This window comes from Peptoclostridium sp., from assembly GCF_009881055.1.
Lineage (GTDB): Bacteria > Bacillota > Clostridia > Peptostreptococcales > Peptostreptococcaceae > Peptoclostridium_A.
The window spans coordinates 50,195-73,162 of sequence record NZ_WXFG01000023.1 but is presented as its reverse complement, the minus strand read 5'-3'; the positions used below and the strand labels follow the sequence as shown (position 1 = coordinate 73,162).

The 22,968-nt window shown below is 46.0% G+C and carries 19 protein-coding genes; 13 read left to right on the top strand and 6 right to left on the bottom strand.

Annotated elements, in window-relative coordinates:
* Positions 1-470: 470 nt before the first annotated feature.
* Together GT589_RS06080 and GT589_RS06075 are read left to right on the top strand one after the other, a co-directional pair.
* Positions 471-1,925: an aminoacyl-histidine dipeptidase gene (locus tag GT589_RS06080; protein ID WP_330582870.1), complete on the top strand. Its 1,455-nt coding sequence runs from the start codon at positions 471-473 to the stop codon at positions 1,923-1,925.
* Between the two features lie 23 nt (positions 1,926-1,948).
* Positions 1,949-2,350: a DUF1292 domain-containing protein gene (locus tag GT589_RS06075; RefSeq protein WP_293397506.1), complete on the top strand. Its 402-nt coding sequence runs from the start codon at positions 1,949-1,951 to the stop codon at positions 2,348-2,350.
* Positions 2,351-2,502: 152 nt separating this feature from the next.
* Here the strand turns inward: GT589_RS06075 and ppdK are convergent, their stop codons facing one another.
* Positions 2,503-5,145: a pyruvate, phosphate dikinase gene (ppdK, locus tag GT589_RS06070; RefSeq protein ID WP_293397504.1), complete on the bottom strand. Its 2,643-nt coding sequence runs from the start codon at positions 5,143-5,145 to the stop codon at positions 2,503-2,505.
* A gap of 59 nt (positions 5,146-5,204) precedes the next feature.
* Positions 5,205-6,005 (bottom strand): pyruvate, water dikinase regulatory protein, encoded by an 801-nt coding sequence (locus GT589_RS06065; protein WP_293397502.1) that lies wholly within the window; start codon positions 6,003-6,005, stop codon positions 5,205-5,207.
* Positions 6,006-6,273: 268 nt separating this feature from the next.
* On the opposite strand from GT589_RS06065, the gene GT589_RS06060 reads away from it, so the two are divergent.
* The 4 genes from GT589_RS06060 (at position 6,274) to GT589_RS06045 (ending at position 11,617) form a co-directional block, all read left to right on the top strand.
* The gene (locus tag GT589_RS06060) at positions 6,274-7,287 is read left to right on the top strand and encodes an ROK family protein (RefSeq protein WP_293397500.1); all 1,014 of its coding nucleotides are present in this window, start codon (positions 6,274-6,276) and stop codon (positions 7,285-7,287) included.
* Positions 7,288-7,983: 696 nt separating this feature from the next.
* Complete coding sequence (gene hcp / locus GT589_RS06055; RefSeq protein WP_293397498.1) at positions 7,984-9,639, top strand: hydroxylamine reductase; 1,656 nt, start codon at positions 7,984-7,986, stop codon at positions 9,637-9,639.
* Positions 9,640-9,856: 217 nt separating this feature from the next.
* Complete coding sequence (locus GT589_RS06050) at positions 9,857-11,326, top strand: methyl-accepting chemotaxis protein (protein ID WP_293397496.1); 1,470 nt, start codon at positions 9,857-9,859, stop codon at positions 11,324-11,326.
* An 87-nt stretch (positions 11,327-11,413) separates the two neighbouring features.
* Positions 11,414-11,617 (top strand): DUF6465 family protein, encoded by a 204-nt coding sequence (locus tag GT589_RS06045; protein ID WP_293397494.1) that lies wholly within the window; start codon positions 11,414-11,416, stop codon positions 11,615-11,617.
* 57 nt (positions 11,618-11,674) lie between these two features.
* Here the strand turns inward: GT589_RS06045 and GT589_RS06040 are convergent, their stop codons facing one another.
* Positions 11,675-11,965 (bottom strand): hypothetical protein, encoded by a 291-nt coding sequence (locus GT589_RS06040; RefSeq protein ID WP_293397492.1) that lies wholly within the window; start codon positions 11,963-11,965, stop codon positions 11,675-11,677.
* Between the two features lie 394 nt (positions 11,966-12,359).
* On the opposite strand from GT589_RS06040, the gene GT589_RS06035 reads away from it, so the two are divergent.
* Complete coding sequence (locus GT589_RS06035) at positions 12,360-12,551, top strand: hypothetical protein (RefSeq protein ID WP_293397490.1); 192 nt, start codon at positions 12,360-12,362, stop codon at positions 12,549-12,551.
* A 107-nt stretch (positions 12,552-12,658) separates the two neighbouring features.
* On the opposite strand, the gene GT589_RS06030 is transcribed toward GT589_RS06035, so the two are convergent.
* Positions 12,659-14,980 carry a family 65 glycosyl hydrolase domain-containing protein gene (locus tag GT589_RS06030; protein ID WP_293397488.1) on the bottom strand — a complete coding sequence of 774 codons (2,322 nt, stop codon included), beginning with the start codon at positions 14,978-14,980 and terminating at the stop codon, positions 12,659-12,661.
* Between the two features lie 142 nt (positions 14,981-15,122).
* Here GT589_RS06030 and pgmB point away from each other — a divergent pair, with 142 nt between their 5' ends.
* From pgmB to GT589_RS10110, 5 genes are all read left to right on the top strand, one after another.
* Positions 15,123-15,779 carry a beta-phosphoglucomutase gene (gene pgmB, locus GT589_RS06025; RefSeq protein ID WP_293397486.1) on the top strand — a complete coding sequence of 219 codons (657 nt, stop codon included), beginning with the start codon at positions 15,123-15,125 and terminating at the stop codon, positions 15,777-15,779.
* Positions 15,780-15,859: 80 nt separating this feature from the next.
* Positions 15,860-16,192: a MazG-like family protein gene (locus GT589_RS06020; RefSeq protein ID WP_293397484.1), complete on the top strand. Its 333-nt coding sequence runs from the start codon at positions 15,860-15,862 to the stop codon at positions 16,190-16,192.
* Positions 16,193-16,212: 20 nt separating this feature from the next.
* A complete protein-coding gene (locus GT589_RS06015) occupies positions 16,213-17,391 on the top strand; it encodes a THUMP domain-containing class I SAM-dependent RNA methyltransferase (RefSeq protein WP_293397482.1) in 1,179 nt (392 codons plus the stop codon).
* A 153-nt stretch (positions 17,392-17,544) separates the two neighbouring features.
* The gene (locus GT589_RS06010) at positions 17,545-18,999 is read left to right on the top strand and encodes an alpha-amylase (protein ID WP_293397480.1); all 1,455 of its coding nucleotides are present in this window, start codon (positions 17,545-17,547) and stop codon (positions 18,997-18,999) included.
* A 117-nt stretch (positions 19,000-19,116) separates the two neighbouring features.
* Positions 19,117-19,260 (top strand): lmo0937 family membrane protein, encoded by a 144-nt coding sequence (locus GT589_RS10110; RefSeq protein ID WP_293397478.1) that lies wholly within the window; start codon positions 19,117-19,119, stop codon positions 19,258-19,260.
* A 112-nt stretch (positions 19,261-19,372) separates the two neighbouring features.
* Here GT589_RS10110 and GT589_RS06000 read toward each other — a convergent pair whose 3' ends face one another.
* Both GT589_RS06000 and GT589_RS05995 read right to left on the bottom strand, forming a co-directional pair.
* On the bottom strand, positions 19,373-19,600 hold the full coding sequence (locus GT589_RS06000) for a helix-turn-helix domain-containing protein (RefSeq protein WP_293397476.1): 228 nt from the start codon (positions 19,598-19,600) through the stop codon (positions 19,373-19,375).
* Positions 19,601-19,772: 172 nt separating this feature from the next.
* Positions 19,773-20,780 carry a hypothetical protein gene (locus tag GT589_RS05995; RefSeq protein ID WP_293397474.1) on the bottom strand — a complete coding sequence of 336 codons (1,008 nt, stop codon included), beginning with the start codon at positions 20,778-20,780 and terminating at the stop codon, positions 19,773-19,775.
* A gap of 630 nt (positions 20,781-21,410) precedes the next feature.
* Between GT589_RS05995 and pap the strand changes: the two genes are divergently transcribed.
* A complete protein-coding gene (gene pap, locus GT589_RS05990) occupies positions 21,411-22,967 on the top strand; it encodes a polyphosphate:AMP phosphotransferase (RefSeq protein ID WP_330582869.1) in 1,557 nt (518 codons plus the stop codon).
* The last annotated feature ends 1 nt before the right edge of the window (position 22,968 follow it).

The window sequence follows — 22,968 nt, the reverse complement described above, 5'->3', positions numbered from 1 at the left end:
GACCTTGCATTTTTTCATCGGATTTACGGTGCAAAGTACCCACATATCCAGCGGTCTCGAAAATCATCAAACCAGGACTGCTGATTTTCATCGCATTTCGCCAGTAGAACCGTCCCCTTGTCCCATCTGATTTGCGCTCGTCGTGTCATGGCGGTATAATCGAATTGTTGGGATATATCAACGATTTATCTTATGTACATCGTGCAATTGCCTGCGGGAGCCGAGAGAATATCAAGGCAATTTCTTGGTGAGATTTTTGAAGATTTTCCGGCGAAGAAAGGAGTCGAATTGAAGGAATTTCGAACTGTCTGAGCGAAGCGAGTTTTCGAAATTCCCAATGAGACGACGCTCAAGCCGCAGAAAATCCAAAAATCGAGCTGAAATTCCGGATATTCTCCGGATTCCTCAGCCACCACAGCTATTACATTCATGCTTTCGCGCATTAACACAACCAAAAGGAGATGAACCACATGGCAAAAATACTAAGCGGCCTCCAGCCGGCGAGCGTATTCGAATACTTCGAGGCCATAAGCGAAATACCAAGAGGCTCGGGAGACGAGGAGAGGCTCAGCAACTACATAAAGCAGTTCGCAGAGGACCTTGGCCTTTGGGTTCACCAGGACCAGGACTTCAACCTCATAATAAAAAAACCGGCCAGCCCGGGCTATGAAAACGCCCCCACAGTAATACTCCAGGGTCACATGGACATGGTCTGCGAAAAAAGAGAAGAAGTAGTGCACGACTTCACAAAAGACCCGATAAGACTCGTAGTCGACGGAGACAATATAAAGGCCGACGGCACAACGCTGGGCGCAGACAACGGCATAGCGGTCGCGTACATAATGGCAGTGCTTGCCGACAAGACACTAAAGCATCCGGCAATAGAAGGCCTTATAACCACTGGGGAAGAAGTCGGCATGGTTGGCGCGGAGAAGCTTGACGGCTCTCTTCTTTCAGGCAAAATACTGATAAACATGGACGTTGAAAACGAAGGCGAGATTTTCACAAGCTGTGCCGGCGGAGTTAGAGCAAAGATACAGGTAGACATAAAAAGGGAAAAGGCCCAAGAAGGCATGACAGCCTGCGAGATAAAGCTCAGCGGACTAAAGGGCGGCCACTCCGGCATGGAGATAGACAAAAAAAGAGGAAACGCCAACAAGCTGCTGGGCAGGGTGCTATACGACATTTCAAAGAGCATGGGAGTGCAGCTTTCTTGTATAAGCGGCGGAGCCAAGATGAACGCCATACCAAGGGATTCAAGGGCCATTGTGCTCGTTGAAGAATCAAAGCGGCACGAGCTGGGTGCAGCAATATCAAGCTGGGAGAAGGTATTCCAAAAGGAGCTCTCAGGAGCAGACCCTCATTTGAAGCTTGAGCTGCACCAGCTCGAGGGTGAATTCGACATAATATGCCCAAAGGACGCTGAAAGAGCAATATCAATGCTAGTCATGATGCCAAACGGTGTCATGACAATGAGCCAGGAGATGGAGGGGCTTGTGGAGAGTTCGTCCAACATCGGAATATTAACAACGGCGGAAGCTTATGTGGAGTTCGACAGCGCCGTAAGGAGCAACATAAAGAGCCAGAAACTAAGCATAGTGACCCAGATGCAATGCATGTGCAAGGCCCTGGGCGCAACGCTTGAACTGGAGGCCGACTACCCAGAGTGGGAGTACAGCAAAGACTCGTACATAAGGGACGTATTCATAGCTGTATACGAAAAAAAATATGAAAAAAAACCGCTTATTACAGCTGTACACTGCGGACTCGAATGTGGTATATTTAAGGAAGTGATCGGGGACATAGACATAGTAGCCTTCGGACCGGACGTACATGACGTCCATACGCCCGATGAGCACATGAGCATATCGTCGATCAAGAGAACATGGGATTACCTGCTTGACGTTTTAGAAAGTATTAAGTAGAAAGCCATACGGAGGAGATAAATATGGAAAAGAAACTTGAAGGCTGCGGCTGTGGCTGCGGATGCGATTCATCAGAAACAGAAGTTAAGGAAAGCTGCTGCTGCAACGAATTTGACGAGTGCGGCGCTGAAGAATCAGAAGGCTGCGGCTGCGGCTGTGGCTGCGACGGAGAAGATGACGATGAGTATGAGACTCTTGACATCACTCTTGACGACGGACAAGTCCTTAGCTGCATAGTGCTTGGAGTATTCGACGTTGAAGACATTGAAGGAAAAGAGTATATAGCTCTGCTTCCAGAAGCTCACGAAGACGTATTCCTTTATGAATTTGCAGAAGACGAAGAAGGCGTTGAGCTTTCAAACATAGAAGATGATGCTGAATTTGAAAAGGTTTCTCAAAAATTCACAGAGCTTTTCCAAGACTAACATTCACTGAAAATTAAGCTGAAATTAAAAATCCCGCCTGGCAGCTCATATAAAGCCGCAGGCGGGATTTTTAATTGCTTTTAATAAAAAAGCCCGGGGAGCGGCCTTTATTGCCGCCTCGATCCCCGAGCTTTTTGCTTTGATTTTATATTTTACTTGTCTCTAACTTGCTCTCCTGATTTTTCCTTGAGAGCAGCGTGTGCAGCAGCTATTCTTGCAACTGGAACCCTGAATGGTGAGCAAGAAACATAGTCAAGGCCTATTCTGTGACAGAACTCCACTGAAGAAGGCTCTCCGCCGTGCTCTCCGCATATTCCAAGGTGCAGGTGTGGATTTGTGCTTCTTCCAAGCTCGCAGCCCATTTTTACAAGCTTGCCTATTCCTGCCTGATCAAGCACTTGGAAAGGATCCTTTTCAAGTATGCCCTTCTCCTCGTATTCGCCAAGGAACTTGTTGGCATCGTCTCTTGAGAAGCCAAAGCCCATCTGAGTAAGGTCGTTAGTTCCAAAGCTGAAGAACTCAGCCTCTTTAGCTATCTCGTCTGCAGTTATAGCAGCTCTTGGAATCTCTATCATTGTTCCAACCAGGTACTCAAGCTTAACGTCTGATTTTGCTATTATATCGTCTGCAACCTCAGTCACTATAGACTTAACGTATGCAAGCTCCTTAACAGAACCTATAAGCGGTATCATTATCTCAGGCTTAACATCTATGCCTTCCTTCTTGACAGCTATAGCGCCTTCTATTATAGCCTGAGCCTGCATTGCGTATATCTCAGGATAAGTAACTGCAAGACGGCAGCCCCTGTGTCCAAGCATAGGGTTGAATTCCTGAAGCTCTTCAACTCTTGCCTTGAGATCATCAACATGTATGCTCATTGCCTTGGCAAGCTCTATGATGTCTTTTTCCTCTCTTGGAAGGAACTCGTGAAGAGGTGGGTCAAGAAGTCTTATAGTAACAGCTCTTTCGCCCATAGCCTGGAATATTCCTATGAAGTCTTCCCTTTGCATTGGAAGCAGCTTTGCAAGCGCAGTCATTCTAGCCTCAAGAGACTGAGCAAGTATCATCTCTCTAACCGCTGGAATTCTCTCGGCCTCGAAGAACATGTGCTCAGTTCTGCAAAGGCCTATGCCCTCGGCTCCGAAATCAACAGCTAGCCTGGCATCCTTTGGAGTGTCTGCATTAGTTCTGACCTTAAGCCTTCTCATGCCGTCAACCCAAGTCATAAGAGTTTCGAACTTTCCTGAAAGCTTAGGCTCAACTCTTTCAACCTCGCCAAGGTATACAGAGCCTGTGCTTCCGTCAAGAGATATGTAATCGCCCTCTTTAACAGTTATGTCTCCAACCTTGAAGAAGCCTGCACGCTCGTCCACTCTGATAGATCCGCAGCCAGCAACGCAGCATTTGCCCATTCCTCTTGCTACAACGGCAGCGTGAGAAGTCATTCCGCCTCTTGCAGTAAGTATACCTTCTGCGGCAACCATTCCCTCTATGTCCTCAGGAGAAGTCTCAAGTCTTACTAGCAGAGTTCTTTCACCCTTTGAATTTGCTGCCACGCAGTCCTCAGCGTTGAAGTAAACCTTTCCTGCTGCGGCTCCTGGCGATGCTGGAAGTCCTTTTGCAAGAAGATGTGCAGCCTTAAGCGCCTTGTCTTCGAATTTAGGGTGAAGCAGCTCGTTGACTCTTTCAGGTTCTATCCTAAGAACAGCCTCCTCCTTGGAGATACGGCCTTCCTCAACCATGTCTACAGCCACGTTTACAGCAGCCTGAGAAGTTCTCTTTCCGTTTCTAGTTTGAAGTATATAAAGCTTTTCGTCCTCTACTGTGAACTCTATGTCCTGCATGTCCTTGTAGTGGTCTTCGAGAAGCTGTGTTATTCTTATGAATTCGTCGTAAACAGCTGGCATATTGTCCTTTAGAGTATCTATAGACTGAGGAGTTCTTATGCCGGCAACAACGTCCTCGCCCTGGGCGTTTATTAGGTACTCGCCAAAGAGCTTGTTTTCGCCAGTAGAAGGGTTCCTTGTGAAAGCAACGCCAGTACCAGACTTGTCGCCTGTGTTTCCAAACACCATCGACTGCACGTTAACAGCAGTTCCAAGGTCGTGAGGAATGTCGTTAAGTCTTCTATATGTTATAGCCCTTGGATTGTTCCATGAGTTGAATACCGCTCTTACGGCCATAAGAAGCTGCTCGAAAGGATCAGAAGGGAAATCCTGTCCGATTTCAAGCTTGTATACAGCTTTGAACTCTGCAACTAAAGCCTTAAGGTCATCTGCAGAAAGCTCAGTGTCGTAGTGGTATCCTTTTTGCTCCTTTGTACGCTCAAGTATAGCCTCGAACTTGTACTTAGGTACATCCATAGCAACGTCAGCAAACATCTGTATGAATCTTCTGTAGCTGTCGTATGCAAGTCTTGGGTTGTTCATAGCTGTTGCTATGCCCTCGACAGACTCGTCGTTAAGACCAAGGTTTAGTATAGTGTCCATCATTCCAGGCATTGAAAAAACTGCTCCTGAACGTACAGAAACAAGAAGCGGATTGGACTTGTCGCCAAGCTTTTTGCCCATAGTCTGCTCAAGCTCTGCAAGCTTTGATTTGATCTCGTCTAGAAGTTCGCTCCAAAGCTCCTTGTTCTGCTTATAATAGTCAGTACAAGCCTGAGTTGTGATTGTGAACCCCGGAGGCACTGGCAGCCCTATTATGCTCATCTCAGCAAGGTTGGCGCCTTTGCCACCAAGAAGGCTTTTCATTTCCTTTGTACCCTCAGAAAAACTGTAAACGTATTTAGTCATTTTCGCACTCCTTTTCAATCGTAATAAATATTTTTTCAAAAAGTTATATTTTTCAAAAGTTATCTACTTACAAGCGAAACTATAATATGTGCAAGCTCCTCGAGCGACCTGTCAGTTACGTCAATGACGGGGCAGCCCAGGCAAGTCATAACCTTGCGCGCATGTTCAAGCTCCAGCCGTATCCTCTCGATGGAGCTGTAGTTCCCTGACGGGAGGCCCATATATCTAAGGCGCTCATCCCTCACAGCTGCAAGATTCTCAGGAGAGTGTGAAAGGCCAACTATCCGCCCAGGCCTTACCGAAAACAGCTCATGAGGCACGGGAAGCTCCGGTGCAAGAGGCACACTGGCTGACTTTATTCCCATGTTGCCCAGTATTATCCCAAGCGGCGTTTTGCAGGTCCTTGAAATTCCAACGAGGACAACGTCTGCCTGGTGGATACCTCTAGGATCCTTGCCGTCGTCATACTTTATGGCAAAGTCGAGAGCGTTTATGCGCTGCGCAATCCCCTCCATCATCTTCTTCCTGAAGTGGCCTGGCCTTCTTAGCGGCTTAAGGTGTGTTGCCATTGAAATAGAGCATACTGCATTGTTTATCATGTCTATGTGGTATATTTTTTTAGCTGTGCAAAACTCCTTTAAAATAGCTATGAGCGACAAATCCAAAAGCGTATATACTATGACTGGATTCTCAGACTCAGCCTGAAGGAGTATGTCCATAAGAAGCTGTGCATCTCTTATATAGGTGAATTTTTTGACCTCGAACTCAATGCCTTCAAATTGGCAAAGACCTGCGGCAGAGAGTTTCTCGGCTGTTTCACCTAGTGAATCAGAGATAATGTATATGCAAAGCTTTTCCATCCGAACACCTCCTGTCTATAAAAACACACAAGTAATATTTACCCTGTGGCGAGAGCTTTAAGCAAAAATCCGCTTAAACTAGATTTGAGATGTACGTAATGGAGATATGGGTATACATATTTTGTGGTGAAAAACAAATTTTTCACATAATATAGAGCATTATATACACAAATAGTATGACATAATTATTTTACAAGAAATAATAGTGATATACAATATGTTTTTAAAATACAACGGCATTAAAATAAAAACATTTATGGAGGAGAAAATGAGCATAGGCATAGACGTTGGCGCCACCGGAATAGCCGGAGGAATAGTGGATTTCCAGGGCTGCGTGATCAGGGAAATAGTGCTTCCCACAAAAGCAGAGCGCGGCTACGAGAAGATAGTTATGGATATTGCATACATAATTAATACGCTTAAATCGCGCCTGACGGAAAATGGCGTAAAAATTGAAAATGTCGGCATTGGCATACCGGGCGTAGCGGATGAAAACGGAGACGTCATATACTGCGTCAATCTGGGGTGGAAAGGAGAGCCTCTTGGGCGCGACCTTAAAAAGCTTACGGGACTTGAAGCTTACATAGAAAACGACGCTAATGCGGCTGCGCTTGCAGAGCACTCTTTTGGCAGCATGAAAGGAGCCGACTGCGGCGTAATGCTCACGCTCGGTTCAGGGGTTGGAGGAGGAATCATACTGGGAGGCAGGCTCCACAGGGGATGTAACGGAGTTGCAGCTGAAATAGGCCACATGGCGGTGGGCGAGAACTTCTACAACTGCACCTGCGGCAGGAACGGCTGCCTCGAGACGTTTGCATCGGCAAGGGCTCTGGAGCGGTATTTCTTGAAACTGGTCGAGTATGCCGACGAGGAAAGCTCAGCGCTGCAGGCAGCTGGGGGAAGCGACAGGGTGGACGCCAGACTGATATTCGAAGCCGCAAAAGAGGGAGACCTGCTCTCGCTCATGGCAGTCTCCAGGCTGTCGCGCTACCTTGCAAAGGGAATAGTCAACATAATCAACATAATAGATCCACAGGTGATAGTCCTTGGCGGAGGAGTCTCAAAGGCGGGAGATTTTCTGCTGGATATGACAAGAGAGCAGATGGAAAGCGAGCTGCTGTACAAGGCGATAAGACATGCCCAGATTAAGCTGGCTGCATTTGGAGACAAGTCGGGGATAGTTGGCGCATCGCTGATTCCCGAGTACAGCAAAAGTAGCTATAATCCGATCAAAAAGACAGGGGGACGTACCCCGTGGCTAGCTCCAAAGGGAATAATATAATCCGATGAAAAAGCCGGTCTTATGTCTCGTTTTGAAGGCTGAATAGGCTACCATATTTCAAAGTTCTTGAATTTTGAGAACTCGCGCTCCGCTGCTCAGACACTCAAAACTCTACGACTTTGTGCATATGATTCGCCTTCAGCCTAAGCAAAACAAGCCTCAAAAAGACCTGGCTTTGTTTCATCGGATATACGCTACAAAGAGCGCCTATATTCTCCGGATGCAACTGTGTCATCGTGCATCGTTGGCGTTGCATCAGGCCGGCTTTATTCCATTGGGATTCCTGCCGAAAGAAATCTCTCGATGGTACGCCCATATTCTGCGGTCGCAGCATTGCATTTTGCCGAGCGAGCTCCGAGTGAAAATACGGCCTGATTTAATGAATTTTGGAAGATTTCTTGGCGCAATGAAGGCTTGAAGTCATAAGGATTTTGAGTGTCTGAGCGCAGCGAGTTCTCAAAATCCATGACATTCGAGCCAGAATGAGCCAAATAGAAATCTCAAAATGAAATTTAAAGGTCGGTTTTCATCGGAGCTCACATTTGAGTAACCAGCGTTACCGACAACATCGTCAGAATGGTTATAATTTTGATTAAGCAGTATGTTGCTTGGAGATAAATATACATAGAGCAGCAGTTTTAATGTACTAAAAACAATACCTGTAAGCGGTATGAAGACTAAAAGGAGGTCGGATTAATGAGTATGTTTTGCTATCAGTGTCAGGAAACGGCTATGAACAAAGGATGTTCGATGAAAGTTGGGGTTTGCGGAAAGACAGAAGAAGTGGCCAATCTACAAGACCTATTGATATACGCGCTAAAGGGAATATCTCTTTACAGCCTTAAGCTGAGAGAAAAAGGCGGCGCGCCTGAAGAGGACGAGAAGAGATTCATGTTTGAAAGTCTATTTTCTACAATAACAAACGCAAACTTTGACAAGGATGTATTTGTTAAAAGGATAACAAAAGCTTTTGAAATAAGGGATGCGATAAAGGCAAGGGCTGCTGCGGCAGGAGCAGATCTTTCAGGAGTTACTCATGACTGTGCCATCTGGAGCGGTACTCCGGCAGAATACGATGCGAAGGCTGAAACTGTAGGCGTTCTTGCAACTGAAAACGAGGACGTAAGATCACTCAGAGAGCTCACAATATACGGCCTCAAAGGGATATCTGCATACGGCAGCCACGCCTACCATCTTGGATACAAGGATGAAGAAATTTTCATATTCATAGAAAAAGCTCTTGCTGCAACACTTGATGACAGCATGAGCGCTGACCAGCTAGTGGCGCTTGTAATGGAAACAGGAAAGTTCGGAGTAGACGTAATGGCGCTTCTAGACAAGGCCAATACAGAAACATACGGCAACCCTGAAATAACATCAGTAAAAATTGGAGCAGGAAGCAACCCGGGAATACTAATAAGCGGACACGACCTTAGGGACATGGAAGCTCTTCTCAAGCAGACAGAGGGAACAGGAGTTGATGTATATACTCACAGCGAAATGCTTCCTGCAAACTACTATCCTGCATTCAAGAAATACAGCCATTTCCACGGAAACTACGGAAATGCATGGTGGAAGCAAAAAGAAGAGTTCGAGTCGTTCAACGGACCAGTACTTTTCACTACAAACTGCATAGTTCCTCCAAAAGCTGATGCCTCTTACAGAGACAGAGTCTACACAACAGGAGCATGCGGCTTCCCGGGCTTTAAGCACATAGAAGAAGCGGCTGATGGCAGCAAGGACTTCAGCGAAATAATAGAGCACGCTAAAAAATGCGCCGCTCCGGTAGAAATAGAATCGGGCGAGATAGTAGGCGGCTTTGCTCACAATCAGGTTATAGCACTTGCCGACAAGGTTATAGATGCTGTCAAGTCAGGCGCCATAAAGAAATTCTTCGTAATGGCAGGCTGCGACGGAAGAATGAAGGACAGAAACTACTACACTGAATTTGCAAAGGCGCTTCCAAATGATACAGTAATCCTGACAGCAGGTTGCGCGAAATACAGATACAACAAGCTTCCACTGGGAGACATAGGCGGAATACCAAGAGTTCTAGACGCCGGACAGTGCAACGACTCTTACTCGCTTGTGAGAATAGCTCTTGCGCTCAAGGATGCCTTCGGCCTTGAAGATGTGAACGAGCTCCCAATAGCATACAATATAGCATGGTACGAGCAAAAGGCAGTAATAGTTCTGCTTGCCCTGCTATATCTGGGCGTTAAGAACATACACCTTGGACCTACACTTCCAGCATTCCTTTCTCCAAACGTAGCAAAAGTTATAGTTGATACGTTCGGGGTAGCCGGAATAGGCGCTGTAGAAGAGGACATAAAGCTTTTCATGGGAGTATAATACAGACCATCAGCATGATCGCAAAATAAAATAACGCATAGTAAGCAAGGAGTCTTTTTATAAGGCTCCTTGTTTTTATAAGATGACTTACTAAGTTGACGTATTTGTATTAGTACTAACTTGGAAATCATTACAAATAGCTATGGAAATATAAAGAAATTTTCTATATAATCAAAAGTGGGATATAAAAATAGTATGAGAATGAGGGGGGTAGTACATGATAAGCAGGATGGTAGCTAAAAGATACGAGGATACACTACAGCAGGTGTTGAGAGGGGATACAAAAAACATATCTTCTGTAAGCAAAAAAAGTAAACAACTTAATACCATGGTGATGCTCTTTGATGAGATATATAAAAATAAAGACGGAGTTAAAGAGCTGGTCAAAACAGCCATAGAGGTTGCGGGCGATATCAGCAGCTTCGATTTGAAACTAAAGCATGAAACACAAAACATACTCGATATGAGCGCAAAGATGAGAGATTTCACGCAAAACATACACTCAGTCTTCGAAGAGATAACTTCGAGCATGGAATCCGTAGACAGCAACACGGGAAACTTTGTAAATTACATTGATACCATATCTGAGAAGACCTCAGAAATAAAATCGAATACAAACAAAAGCAACTCCATGCTGACGGAAGTCAACAATGACATAGAGCTTCTGTCGGGAATGTCGTCGAGCATGAAAAGCGACGTCAAAGAACTTGTGTACATAGCTAACAAGGTCAACAACTCACTCCAGGATATAAACAAGATAGCTGAGCAGGTTAATCTGCTTGCGCTTAACGCTTCGATAGAAGCGGCAAGAGCAGGAGAGTACGGACGAGGCTTCACAGTGGTTGCTGAGGAGATAAGAAAGCTGTCTACAGATACAAAGGCTCTAGTGACGGAATTGGCACCGCTCATAGACAAAATCAATATGTCTTCCGACAACAGCGCCAAAAGCGTTGAGACATCTGTTAAGGGCATAGAAAATGTAAGGGCGGGGCTGGAAAATTTAAGCCATATATTCGAAGGAAACACTGCGGCAATAAATCATATCGCCTCGGAGGTGGACAATCTTGCAATCTATGGACAAGAGCTAAGCTGCACGGTGCAGCAGGTTTCGGCTGCAATGGAGGAAACCGCTTCAGAGGCACAGGGAATGAGCGACATATCGGATGCTCTGCTTGGAATCACCGAAAACATAAGCAATGTGGCTTACTCGATAGAAGGAATAGAGCACAAAATGGACAAGGCCGCTAAGGTAAGTGGACTAATTGGAAGCACAAGCATCTACAGACTATCCAATGAGGAGTTCATAAGCTCCATAGAGCCCGCAATAGCTGCCCACAGGAACTGGGTGGCGTCGCTGGAGGGTATGGTTGAAAAAATGTATATAGCTCCGCTTCAGATAGACGACAAAAGGTGTTCATTTGGCCATTTCTATCATTCAATAACACCTCACAATAAAAAGATAGCCGAGCTTTGGAAAAGTGTAGATGCAGAGCACAGAAAGCTGCATCATACAGGTGGAAGGGCCATTGATTATATTAGACAGGGGAATCAAGCGGCGGCAAAGACGGAACTGGCAAATATAAAGCAGTATTCAAGGAACATAATAAGCAAGTTTGAAGAGCTCATAAGCAAAATAAAGGCTTTTTCGGAATCCGGAGACAGCGTGTTTTACACAATACTGGATTAGCAGCATACAGGCTTCCGCCTTTTTTATTTTAATTTTTTTATTTTTGGGTATAATAAAAAAGTGTTAAAAAGAAAAAGGGGAAGTGAATTGAAGTTGAAAATGGATTTTTTTGTAGAACACAGAGGAAAACAACTTTCAAAAAAGGACATGGTACGACTGATAAAAGAAGAATGGCTGCAGAAAGGCAGGTTTGTAAAGGAAATACAAGACCTGCAGATGTACTACAATGTCGACGAATCGAAATGCTATTGGGTAATAAACAATGAAGAAAAAGGTTACATAAAACTGTAGGCCAAACTGCAAAACACCTCTTAGAGCCAAATGAAATTGCTCAAAGAGGTGTTTTTGTTAATCAACCTTGTCAAATTCTAAAAGAGTACCTGCCATTTCCTTGGCTCTTGGAATTATTACATCCATAGTATTTAATATTATTGATGCAAAAATAAGTCCTTCCCATTCGCCAAATAGCATGTAGCAGAGTATGTATGTTGATACAAAAAGTGCGATGTTAAGCTGTTTGATTGAAAGTTTTATAATGTCGAGGGCAATGCAAGCCACCCCTCCAGCCAAGAAGATAGTTACTGATCCGGTGAAAAAGCCTACGAGCGTCCACAGAATGGCCGCTATTTGTAGAAGCATAAAATCCCCTCCTTAAGCAAGTGAGTTACACAGATATACCGCGAAGCAACAGCTGAAAAATATTAAATAATTCTTCATACTATAGATTATATTACATATATACCGTAATTGGTGAAAAAAAATCAAGATTACATATAATAAAAAATAGCCATTTTATGTTTGCAAACGCCATATTTGGTATATATACAATAATAAGATGTAAGTCATTCTTAGACGCGTTAAATATGTCCGATACCAGGTCCTCTTGAGCCTTAACGATGCGTACATGTTAAATACCGATTAAACATTACAACATACAAAAATAATAATTTATTTTTCGTTTTATTTTTAGGCCTGCGGGTATCTATTAAATGGCGGCGTTTCAGTCACAAAAAAACAAAAGGGGTGCATAGGGTTGAAACTTTTAAAAATCAGAAAAGAAAGTGAAGACAGAATCAAGAATTTCATCAACACTCTTAAGGGGTATCACATGACATTGGAGACAAAGGCATCAGAGCAGCATGTGTATATGAGGGTGTATGAGTATGACGTCAACCGCATTATGAAGGTCGCCAGAAATCAGAGCGTCAAGGTGCTCGAGGTCTAAATATTTCCAGGGGAAGATAAACTCTTCCTCTTTTTTATTTTTTTGTGCCTTTTTTCAAGTGGCATGACAAAAGCCCCGCATGCGTCAAAAGCATGCAGGGCTCACGGTCATACGGCTTGCAGCGTATTCAGATGTATAACATTCTCTCCGGGGAGAATTTCATGCACAGATTCGAAAATCCCGATGCTTACAGTGTCGTAAGAATCCCAGTTGATTACGACGCTGTCTTTGGAGACGGATATGTTCATAGGACTTTCATTGAACATCATGTTGAAGGAGTACCCGTCCCACCCCTGCGGCACAGTAGGATTCATGGAGAGGTTTCCGTTCTCAAATCTTATGCCTGCAAATCCGAGGCATATGCAAAGATATGCGCCGGACATGCTTGTGATGTGAAGACCATCGGCAGTGTCGGCGTTTCTATTTTCCAAGTCAAGCGTAACAGAATGCTCAAACAGCGAGAGTGCCTTTTTGAAATCACACACTCGTGATGCAACTATGGAGTGCACCAGTGCTGAGAGCGAAGATTCATGCACGGTCTTGGGCTCGTAGAATTCAAAATTCCGCTTAATGGTCTCCTGTGAAAAATTCTCGGGCATCATGTAGAACGCTTGCAGCACGTCGGCCTGCTTTATGAAGCAGGATCTTAGGATCCTATCCCACGACCAGCTGCGCGATATTGGAAGCTCGCCTTTTGGTATAGCAGAGGCATCCTCAAGCACCTTGTCCCGGTAGCCGTCCTGCTGTTCGAATACTCCCTGTTCTTGCCAAAAGGGAAAGTACATTTCAGAGCATATTTTAAGCCATGTTTGGACTTCGCCATTTTCCATCCCAAGACGAGCCAGCGCCAAGTCATAGCGGTGCGTATCCCTTTTTTTCATAATAGCAAGGGTAGCCGCAGCATACTCCATGTTCCAGCATGCCATGTAGTTGGTATACCAGTTGTTGTTAACGTTGTTTTCATACTCGTTCGGTCCGGTTACGCCGAGTATTACGTACTTGCTTCGGAAGCTGCTCCAGCTAGCCCTTGATGCCCAAAAACGTGCAGTTTCAACAAGCACGTCAATGCCGTATTTTTCGATGTATTCGAAATCGCCGGTGTGTTTTTCATAAAGATATATGGCATGAGCCATGGCCGCATTTCTGTGTATCTCCTCGAAAGTAATCTCCCACTCGTTATGGCATTCATCGCCGTCGATTGTGACCATGGGATAGAGAGCTCCGCCAAGACCAAGCTTCCGGGCGTTGCCTCTCGCCTTGTCAAGCTGCTTGTGCCTGTATTTGAGAAGAGCCTTCGAAGCGCGTCCAAAGGACATAAGGTAGAACGGAAAACAGAAGGCTTCTGTGTCCCAGTAGGTACCGCCTCCGTATTTTTCTCCGGTGAAGCCCTTTGGGCCTATATTCAGCCGCGAGTCATGGCCCGTGTATGTCTGGAGCATGTTGAAAATGCAGTAGCGTGCTGCGCTTTGCAGCTTTTCATCGCCCTTTATTTCAATGTCGCACCTCTCCCAAAGCGATGCCCACGCATCCCTGTGGATTCCGTATATCGACTCAAAGCCTCTAGCCCTCAAGGCATGGACCTTATCGAGAGCCGATGACTCCAGAGTCTCGAAGGAGTGGTCGCGGTTTGTGAGAGAACAAAAAAATTTCACTACGCGGAGTGTTGAACCCTTGGGGCACAGGCCTGAAACGGGTATGGAAACCTTTCCGGGGTCCTGTTCCTGGCTGAGTGAGCTGAAATCACAGGGCCGTATTTCCTCCCCGGCAAGATAGGCACTGCATGCCATGGCCACGCAGTTGCCAAAGCCGCTTTTTCGAGTCATCGAGCATATGTAGCCATCGCTCATCCCGGTATGGCACGAGATGTCCTTCCAGAAAGAATCACCCCAGTTGGAATCCTCATTATGTACATTTGAGCTCAAAAAAGGAGAAGCTGTAATCACTGCGTCATCATCCAGCGGAGTCGCCTCGCATACCACGCAACCGCATTCCTTCTCGTGCATGCTCAGAAAGCGAAAAGTCCTTATCTGGAGACGCTTGCCACTTTTGTATTCGAGCACCACATTTCTTTCAAGCGAGCCTTCTCTCATGTCCAGCGTGCGTTCGAAGGACAGCGGCGCCTGAATATTCATATCTATATCTATTCCGTCAGCGTTCAAATCTATGCCTATAAAATCAGGTGAATTTATTATTCTTGCATAATATTCCGGATAGCCGTTTTTCCACCAGCCAACCTTTGTGGAGTCGGGGTAGTATACGCCGGCGAGATACGTTCCCTTGAGGCCATCACCCGAGAACGACTCCTCGAAATTGCCGCGCACACCCATATGGCAGTTGCCAAGACTCATAATGCTTTCATACACCCTGTTGTTTTCAAAATCAGCTTCTGATTGGACAATGTGCCAGGGCTTGAGTTGGAGCGCCTTCATCGCATTACCTCCAAAAATTAAATATTCCAAAAATTTAGCATTCTTACTGAATCATACCCCAAAAAGGGTATTATAACAAACATATAAACCTAATTTATCGGATCTCACCACAAACACTTGCAAGAATTACGAGGTGACCAAAATGCTAAAGGCCTGCATATTCGACCTGGACGGCGTCATAGTAGACACCTCCAGATACCACTTCCTCGCATGGAAAAGACTCATGAAAAGCCTTGGCAGCGACCTTTCGCCGGAGGAAAACAACTGCCTGAGAGGCGTGCCCAGGGATGAATCCCTAAGGCTGCTCCTGCGCATGAAGGACATGAGCGTCGCATCCGAAGAATTCGAACGTCTCCTTGAGCTCAAAAATACCTGGTACAGGGAGTATCTGGCCGGTCTAAATGACGGCGACATTCTCGAAGGCGCGCTGGAGTTGCTGCGCGAGCTAAGAGGCAGGGGCTTGAGGCTCGGGCTCGCCTCCTCGAGCAAGAACGCTAGGGAGGTTATAGGCAGGCTCGGCATAGAAGCACGCTTTGACGCAATAATCGACGGCAACATGATAAGCCGGGCAAAGCCAGACCCGCAGATATTCCTGCTTTGTGCGGGGATGCTGGCTGCGGCTCCCAGCGAGTGCGCCGTGTTTGAAGATGCGGCCTCCGGAATAGAGGCGGCAAGGGGTGCCGGCATGTTCAGTGTTGGAGTCGAGGCCGAAAACATCCTCGAAAAAGCCGACATGAGAGTGAAAAGCCTGCGGGAACTTGACCTTGAGAAACTTTCAGAATGCTTCAACTTGCGTTAACAACAACGAGTAAGCTTATGGTATACTTGTTTTAGCATTCAAACGGATGTTTTATTTTTTTAACCGGAGGGAAAATCAGCATGAAAAAACACCTCAAATTCAAGACAATAAGCCTTCCAAAGCTTGACGGGCTCTCGCCATCGCTAGAGAGTACAGCGCTCAAGGTGGCCGAGGAGCAGGGTGAGCTTGCGCGCGCCATAGGCAAGTTCAGGGGCATCAGTGGCGAGAAGGTTAGCATGACTCAGAAGGAAGTGCTCGACGAGATAGCAAAGGAGCTGCTCGATGTGGCGCAGACAACAATATCAATGTGTTTCGTGCTCGAGGAGGAGTACGGCGTTGACATAGACCAGAAGGTCGAAGAGCACATACAAAAGCTCATAAACAAGGGTTATATAAAAGCCCCGGGAAAATAAAGTGTAAACAGGAGACGTAAATGGGAAAATATGAAATAATAGCCACGGCCGCATTCGGACTTGAATCGGTAGTGGCCGACGAGATAAAAGCGCTCGGATACGAAAATATTACAGTGGAAAACGGCAGAGTGACATTCACCGGCAACGAGGAGGCCATATGCAAGTGCAACCTCTGGCTAAGGTGTGCCGACAGGGTGTACCTAAAGATGGGGAGCTTCAAGGCGACAACATTCGAGCAGCTGTTCCAACAGACAAAGGCGCTGCCATGGGCTGACATAATACCGGAGGACGGCGAGTTTCCGGTGGCGGATGCAAAGTCGGTAAACTCGAAGCTCTTCAGCCTCTCAGACATACAGGCCATAACTAAAAAGGCCGTCGTAGAGAGCATGAAGGGGACCTACAGCAAGGACTGGTTTGCCGAGACGGGAGCCAAGTATCCAATACATGTATCGCTACTCAAGGACGTGGTGACAGTATCGATAGACACAAGTGGCGCGGGACTCCACAAGAGAGGCTACAGGGAGGGCTTCGGCGACGCTCCGATAAAGGAGACACTTGCGGCGGGCCTTATAATAATAAGCAAGTGGAAAAGCGACATAGCTCTCATAGACCCTTTCTGCGGCTCGGGCACAATACCGATAGAGGCCGCCATGATAGGAGCCAACATAGCGCCTGGACTTTCCAGAAGCTTCGTATCTGAAAAATGGGATATGATTCCAGATGGCATGTGGAAGAGAGTAAAAAAGGAAGCCTACGAGGCCATAGATTACGACGTGGAGATGAGCATAGAAGGCTACGACATAGACGGCAGGCTCATAAAAAGCGCCATGCAAAACGCTGAAAACGCCGGAGTGGACGAGCACATACACTTCCAGTCGAGGCCAATGCAGGAGCTTAGCTCTTCCAAAAAGTACGGCAAGATAATATGCAACCCGCCTTACGGAGAGCGTATGAGCGAGAGGGAAAGCGTGCTTAGGCTGTACGAGGACATGGGCAAGGCATTCGCAAAGCTGGATACCTGGTCATACTACGTCATAACCTCGAGCGAGGATTTCGAAAGGAGCTTCGGCAAAAAATCGAGCAAGAACAGGAAGCTCTACAACGGAAGAATAAAATGCTACTACTACCAGTATTTCGGACCCAGGCCTCCAAGAAAGAAAATTAGCGAAACGGAAAGCAATACTGAAAGCGCAGAATAGAATACCAAGTTTAACAAATGAAATCCAGGGAAGCGCCATATCCGCGTGTCCCTGGATTTTGTGCGTATCTAGCGATGCCCATGCTGTTTTTTTAATGGTAGGGGTATAAATAATAACACACAGTCACCTTAAAACAGTTAAGGAGTGGAAACCATGCATAAAAATGGATTGATCATGCAGTATTTTGAATGTTACATGAAGGACGATGGAAGTGTATGGAAGGCTCTTGGGGAGGATGCTCAGCATCTGAAGGAGCTTGGCGTCAGCGCGGTTTGGATTCCACCCTGCTGCAAAGCAACAAGCAGCAGGGATATAGGCTATGGCGTGTATGACGTTTATGATATTGGCGAATTCGATCAAAAAAACACCGTCCGGACAAAATATGGAACCAAGCAGGAGTTGCATGAAGCCATAGATGCATTGCATGCAAACGGGATACAAGTCTACGCCGATATTGTAATCAACCACAAGGCTGGCGCAGATGAAACGGAAAAATTCATGGCTGTCGAGGTCGATCCGCAGGACAGGATGACATTTATTTCAGATGAATATGAAATCGAAGGCTGGACTAGATTTATATTTCCAGGCAGAAACAACAAGTATTCCGACTTCAAATGGTCCTGGGAGCATTTTTCCGGCACTGATTTTAATAATTCTAATGGAAAAACAGCTATTTACCTGATCATGGGTGAAAACAAGAAATGGAGCCAGGGCGTAGATTATGAACTAGGCAATTATGACTATCTAATGTTTGCAAATATAGACTACACTCATCCTCAGGTGCGAGAGGAGACCATCAAATGGATCGATTGGTTTATCAAGGAGACCAAGGTGGATGGAGTTCGGCTTGATGCGATCAAGCATATCAATGATTTTTTCATGCGAGACCTGGTGAACCATATTAGAGAAACCTTCGGAGAAAATTTTTACTGTGTAGGAGAATATTGGTCAGCCGACAAGAGCAAGCTTGAAAACTACATGAGAAACACCGATTATCAGATTGATCTTTTCGATGTTCCATTGCATTTTAAATTCCATCAGGCATCACTGGAGGGAAAAAACTTTGATATGCGAACCCTTTTCGATAAAACTCTCGTGAATAAATACAATGATATAGCGGTTACATTCGTAGACAATCATGATTCGCAGCCGCATGAGTCCTTGCAGTCCTTCGTGGAAGCATGGTTCAAGCCGCTGGCCTATGCGCTCATACTGCTCCGAATGGATGGGTATCCGGTTATATTTTATGGAGACTATTATGGCATATCAGGAGAAAATCCTATCCCGGGACAAAAGGAAAATCTGGATAAGCTGATTCGAATTCGTCAAGAAAACGCCTTTGGAGAACAATTTGATTTCTTTGATCACAATAACATTGTAGGCTGGGTCCGATCGGGCAATGAGGAGCATCCCCACGGCTGCGCCGTCATAATGTCAACTGGAGATGCCGGGGAAAAAGCCATGTTTGTCGGCGAGATTCATGCCGGCGAGGTATGGGCAGACAAAATGGGCTTTGTAGCAGACAAGGTGACTATCGATGAAAAGGGACAGGGTACCTTCAAAACAAATGCAGGTTCAGTTTCTGTCTATGTACAGGAAGTGAAATAGCCTGTGTGTAAAAATTTGGTTAAAAACTCCGCGCAAGGGTATAAAGTAAATTATAAAGTATATTATCTGGCAACTAGAACTTCGGTAAACGCGTTAATTATAAAGGGGTGATCGAATATGTTATGGACAATTGCGATGATACTCATAGTTTTATGGGTTCTCGGCCTAGTTAGCTCGACTACCATGGGCGGGTTTATACATGTTCTCTTGGTAGTTGCCATTATTATGGTTTTGATAAATGTGATTCAAGGAAAAAGGTAATTAGCAGAACTGATTTTATCTGAACCATAAAAACCTCCCGCGGCGCAGTGTTACCACTGCTCTATGGGAGGTTTTTTAATTTCGTTTGAGATTCGGTTAGTCTAAAAATGGTCTAATGCTCATAAGAGGTGATGAGTTCGTCAAGCTTGCATCCCAGAATGCTGGCAAGCACAACTACCTTTTGGAAGCTTGGATTTTTCTTGTCTCCTCTTTCCAGCTCCTCGAGATACGATTTGGAAATGCAAGTTCCATACTTTTGATCCTGCGTCAGCACCTCTATATCCTTTGCGGTGTAACCGAGATTAAGTCTGAATTCCCTTATCTTATTCCCATCAAGCATTCGCAAGCCCCCTTTTACAGTGTTTTATACAGTGTAATGTTACGAGCCAAGGACATTGTCCCTAAAACCATTATACTACCTTGAAACTCCAAATTCCACAATTTCGCGCGAAGTTAACATAATTAACAATGCACCTGGCCTGAGCCTGTTGAATCCGCCTGACGGCAGGCAGCTACTGCTGTTGAACAGATGCTTCGGGAACAGGAGTCATAAAGCCGTCCGCTTCACCCCAGTCCACTGAATTTTCAGAGGTGACTTTTGGAATGTCCAGCTTCATCTTATCGCCTATATCCCACAGATTTGAATCCATGTCGAACGTCATGTCAACATATCTGGAGGTCTGAGGATCGTCGACTCTCATCTTGAGCTTCATTTTCGAACTTCTTATGTTGTAGTCCTTATCTATGATGTAATCAACGCTCATGCCGTCGAACTGCACAACCTTGTAGAGCTGGTCCACGCCGGTTTCAAGCTCGTCCTGGAACTCCCTCAGCCTTTTTTCGGCCTCAGCTTCGCTGTACACCTCACCCTGCATCTGCATTTGCATACGTATGCTCTCCTTCATATTCTTCTTGAAAGAGTCGTTTTCGACAATGAGGAAAGCCGCCTTCTTCACAAAATCCTTGAGCTGAGTGTCGCTCATTGAAAAGCTTATGCGCTTGCCCTTGAAGCTCCCCTGCGGCGACTCTGTAGCCACGTTCTTCTCGAGCGTTATCGCATCTTCTCCCACAGTCTCAAGCATTATAGTAGAAAGCTGGGCGCTGAGCTCCTTCATGTCATCAATATCTTCCTTGCTGTAGCCCGTTGAATCAAAAACCAAATACTTGTCCATAGCAGGCAGCTTCATTATAGACTTGCCGCCCTGAGTGAAAATTTGGCCCTCGTAGGTTATGCCGTCGGAGTGAACTGAAAAATCCCCGGCAGATTCGGCGCCTGCAGATATATAGGCAATCTCGCTCCTTAAAGTCACATTGCGCATAAGCGAAAGGGCCTGCTGCTCCTCCTCAGAAGCTCCGCCAAGATCCATTTTCATATCCACAGAAAAATCCTGCCTGGCGCTTTCAATCTGAAGCGTCTTGTCCATAGCCTTCCTGAGAGTATCCATCGGGGGCTCCGCCTTGCACCCCGCAAGCGTCATAACAACAATCAAAGCTAAAGTCAGTATATACGTTCGTTTCAATTCAATCACTCCTTTAGTAGAATGCGTACAAAGGTGAGCTCCGATGAAAGCCGGCCTTTAAATTTCATTTTGAGATTTCTACTTGGCTCATTCCGGCTCGAATGTCATGGGTTTTGAGAACTCGCTACGCTCAGACACTCAAAACCGCTATGACTTCAAGCTTTCACTGCGCCAAGAAATCTTCCAAAATTCATTAAACCAGGCCTAACTTTTACTCGGAGCTCCATCGGAAGAATTGCGCAAATGCTATGAAAGAATGCTAGGCCTGATGCGCATCCGCAATCATGGGATATCAGCGTGTTTTGCAGCGTAATCCGATGAAACAAAGCCAGGTCTTATTGAGGCTTGTTTTGCTGAGGTTGCAGGCGAATCATATGTACAAAGCCGCAGAATTTTGAGTGTCTGAGCGAAGCGAGTTCTCAAAATTCAAGAGCTTTGAAATATGAAAGCCCTTGCAGCCTCGAAAACGAGACATAAGACCGGATTTTTCATCGGATTATATCTCAAAGGACATTTATTCAGATGGATTCACACACATGTATACTATAAGTATTTTATACCCCGAATAAAGGGTATAAAAAAAAGAATTAACCACAAGCAGGGAGGTGAAGCCGGAGCGGCCAAAAAGGCATGCATCCGGAGTATATGTTCGAGAAGATAGACCTGTCAAAGCAAATCGACAAGAAGGAATACAAAGCGCTAATGAAGGACATAGAAATACGCCTCGGCCAGCTCCAGCGCGAGGCCAAGGACAAGGAGGTGCCTGTAATAGTAGTATTCGAGGGCTGGGACGCATCGGGCAAGGGGCGAATAATAAACGAGCTCATACTCCCCATGAATCCCAGATATTTCAGCGTAATCACAATGCAGGAGGAAAACGAAGAAGAGATGAGAAGGCCTTTTCTTTGGCGATTCTGGATAAAGACGCCCGAAAAAGGCGACATGGCAGTATTCGACAGGAGCTGGTACAGGCGGATAATGGACGATGCAGCCGAAGGCAACGTGAAGGGCAAAGCCCTCGAAACCTCATACGGCGAGATAAACTCCTTCGAAAGGGTGCTCTATGAGGACGGCTTCATAATACTCAAGTTCTTTCTCCACATAAGCAAGGATGAGCAGAAAAAAAGGCAGGAGCGCATGGAGAAAAATCCTGCCACCGCATGGAGAATAAGAGAGGCCGACAAGCGACAGAACAAAAAATACGACGTCTACATGCAGGCCATGCAAAGGGCCATAGAGGAGACCGACACAGAGCGGGCGCCCTGGACAATAGTCGAGTGCGAGGATTACAGATTCGGGATAATAAAGACGCTTATGAGCTTCATAGAGGGAATGGAATCCGGGCTTGCAAGGATAGACAGGCAAAGGGAGCTCGTCGCAAACGCCCAGATGATAAGAAAAATGAGAAACCAGGCTCCGGGAGAAAATCCCGAAAACGGCTCAATTCTAAGAGTGAGCGGCCTCAAATCTTCGGTTATAGACAAGGTTGATCTCTCGCTTTCAATGGACAAGCAGGAGTATGAAAAACGAATAGACAAGCTGCAGTGCAAAATGAGGCTGCTCGGCAACGAGCTCTACAGGGCCAAGATCCCCGTCGTCATAGCATATGAAGGCTGGGACGCGGCAGGCAAGGGCGGCAACATAAAGCGCCTGGCTGCATCGCTGGACCCAAGGGGATACGATGTCGTGCCGATAAGCTCTCCCGACGACACCGAAAAAAACCACCACTACCTGTGGCGGTTCTGGAGAGAGATGCCCAAAACAGGCCACATAGCGATATTCGACCGGAGCTGGTATGGAAGAGTACTTGTCGAGCGCGTAGAGGGCTACTGCAGCGAGGCCGAGTGGAAGCGGGCCTACAGGGAGATAAACGACATGGAAGAGCACATAGTCAACTTCGGCACGGTGTTCCTCAAATACTGGATACACATAGACCGGGACGAGCAACTGAAGCGCTTCCAAGAGAGGGAGTCGGACCCAAACAAGACTTGGAAGATATCGGACGAGGACTGGCGCAACAGGTACAACTGGGACAGCTACAAGGACGCCGTCGACGAGATGCTCTTTAGGACAAGCACAACCTTCGCCCCATGGACAATAGTAGAGTCCAACTGCAAAAGGTACGCCAGAGTCAAGGTCCTGGAGCACACAATAGAGGAGATAGAAAAAGCCCTTCAAAAGAGATAGA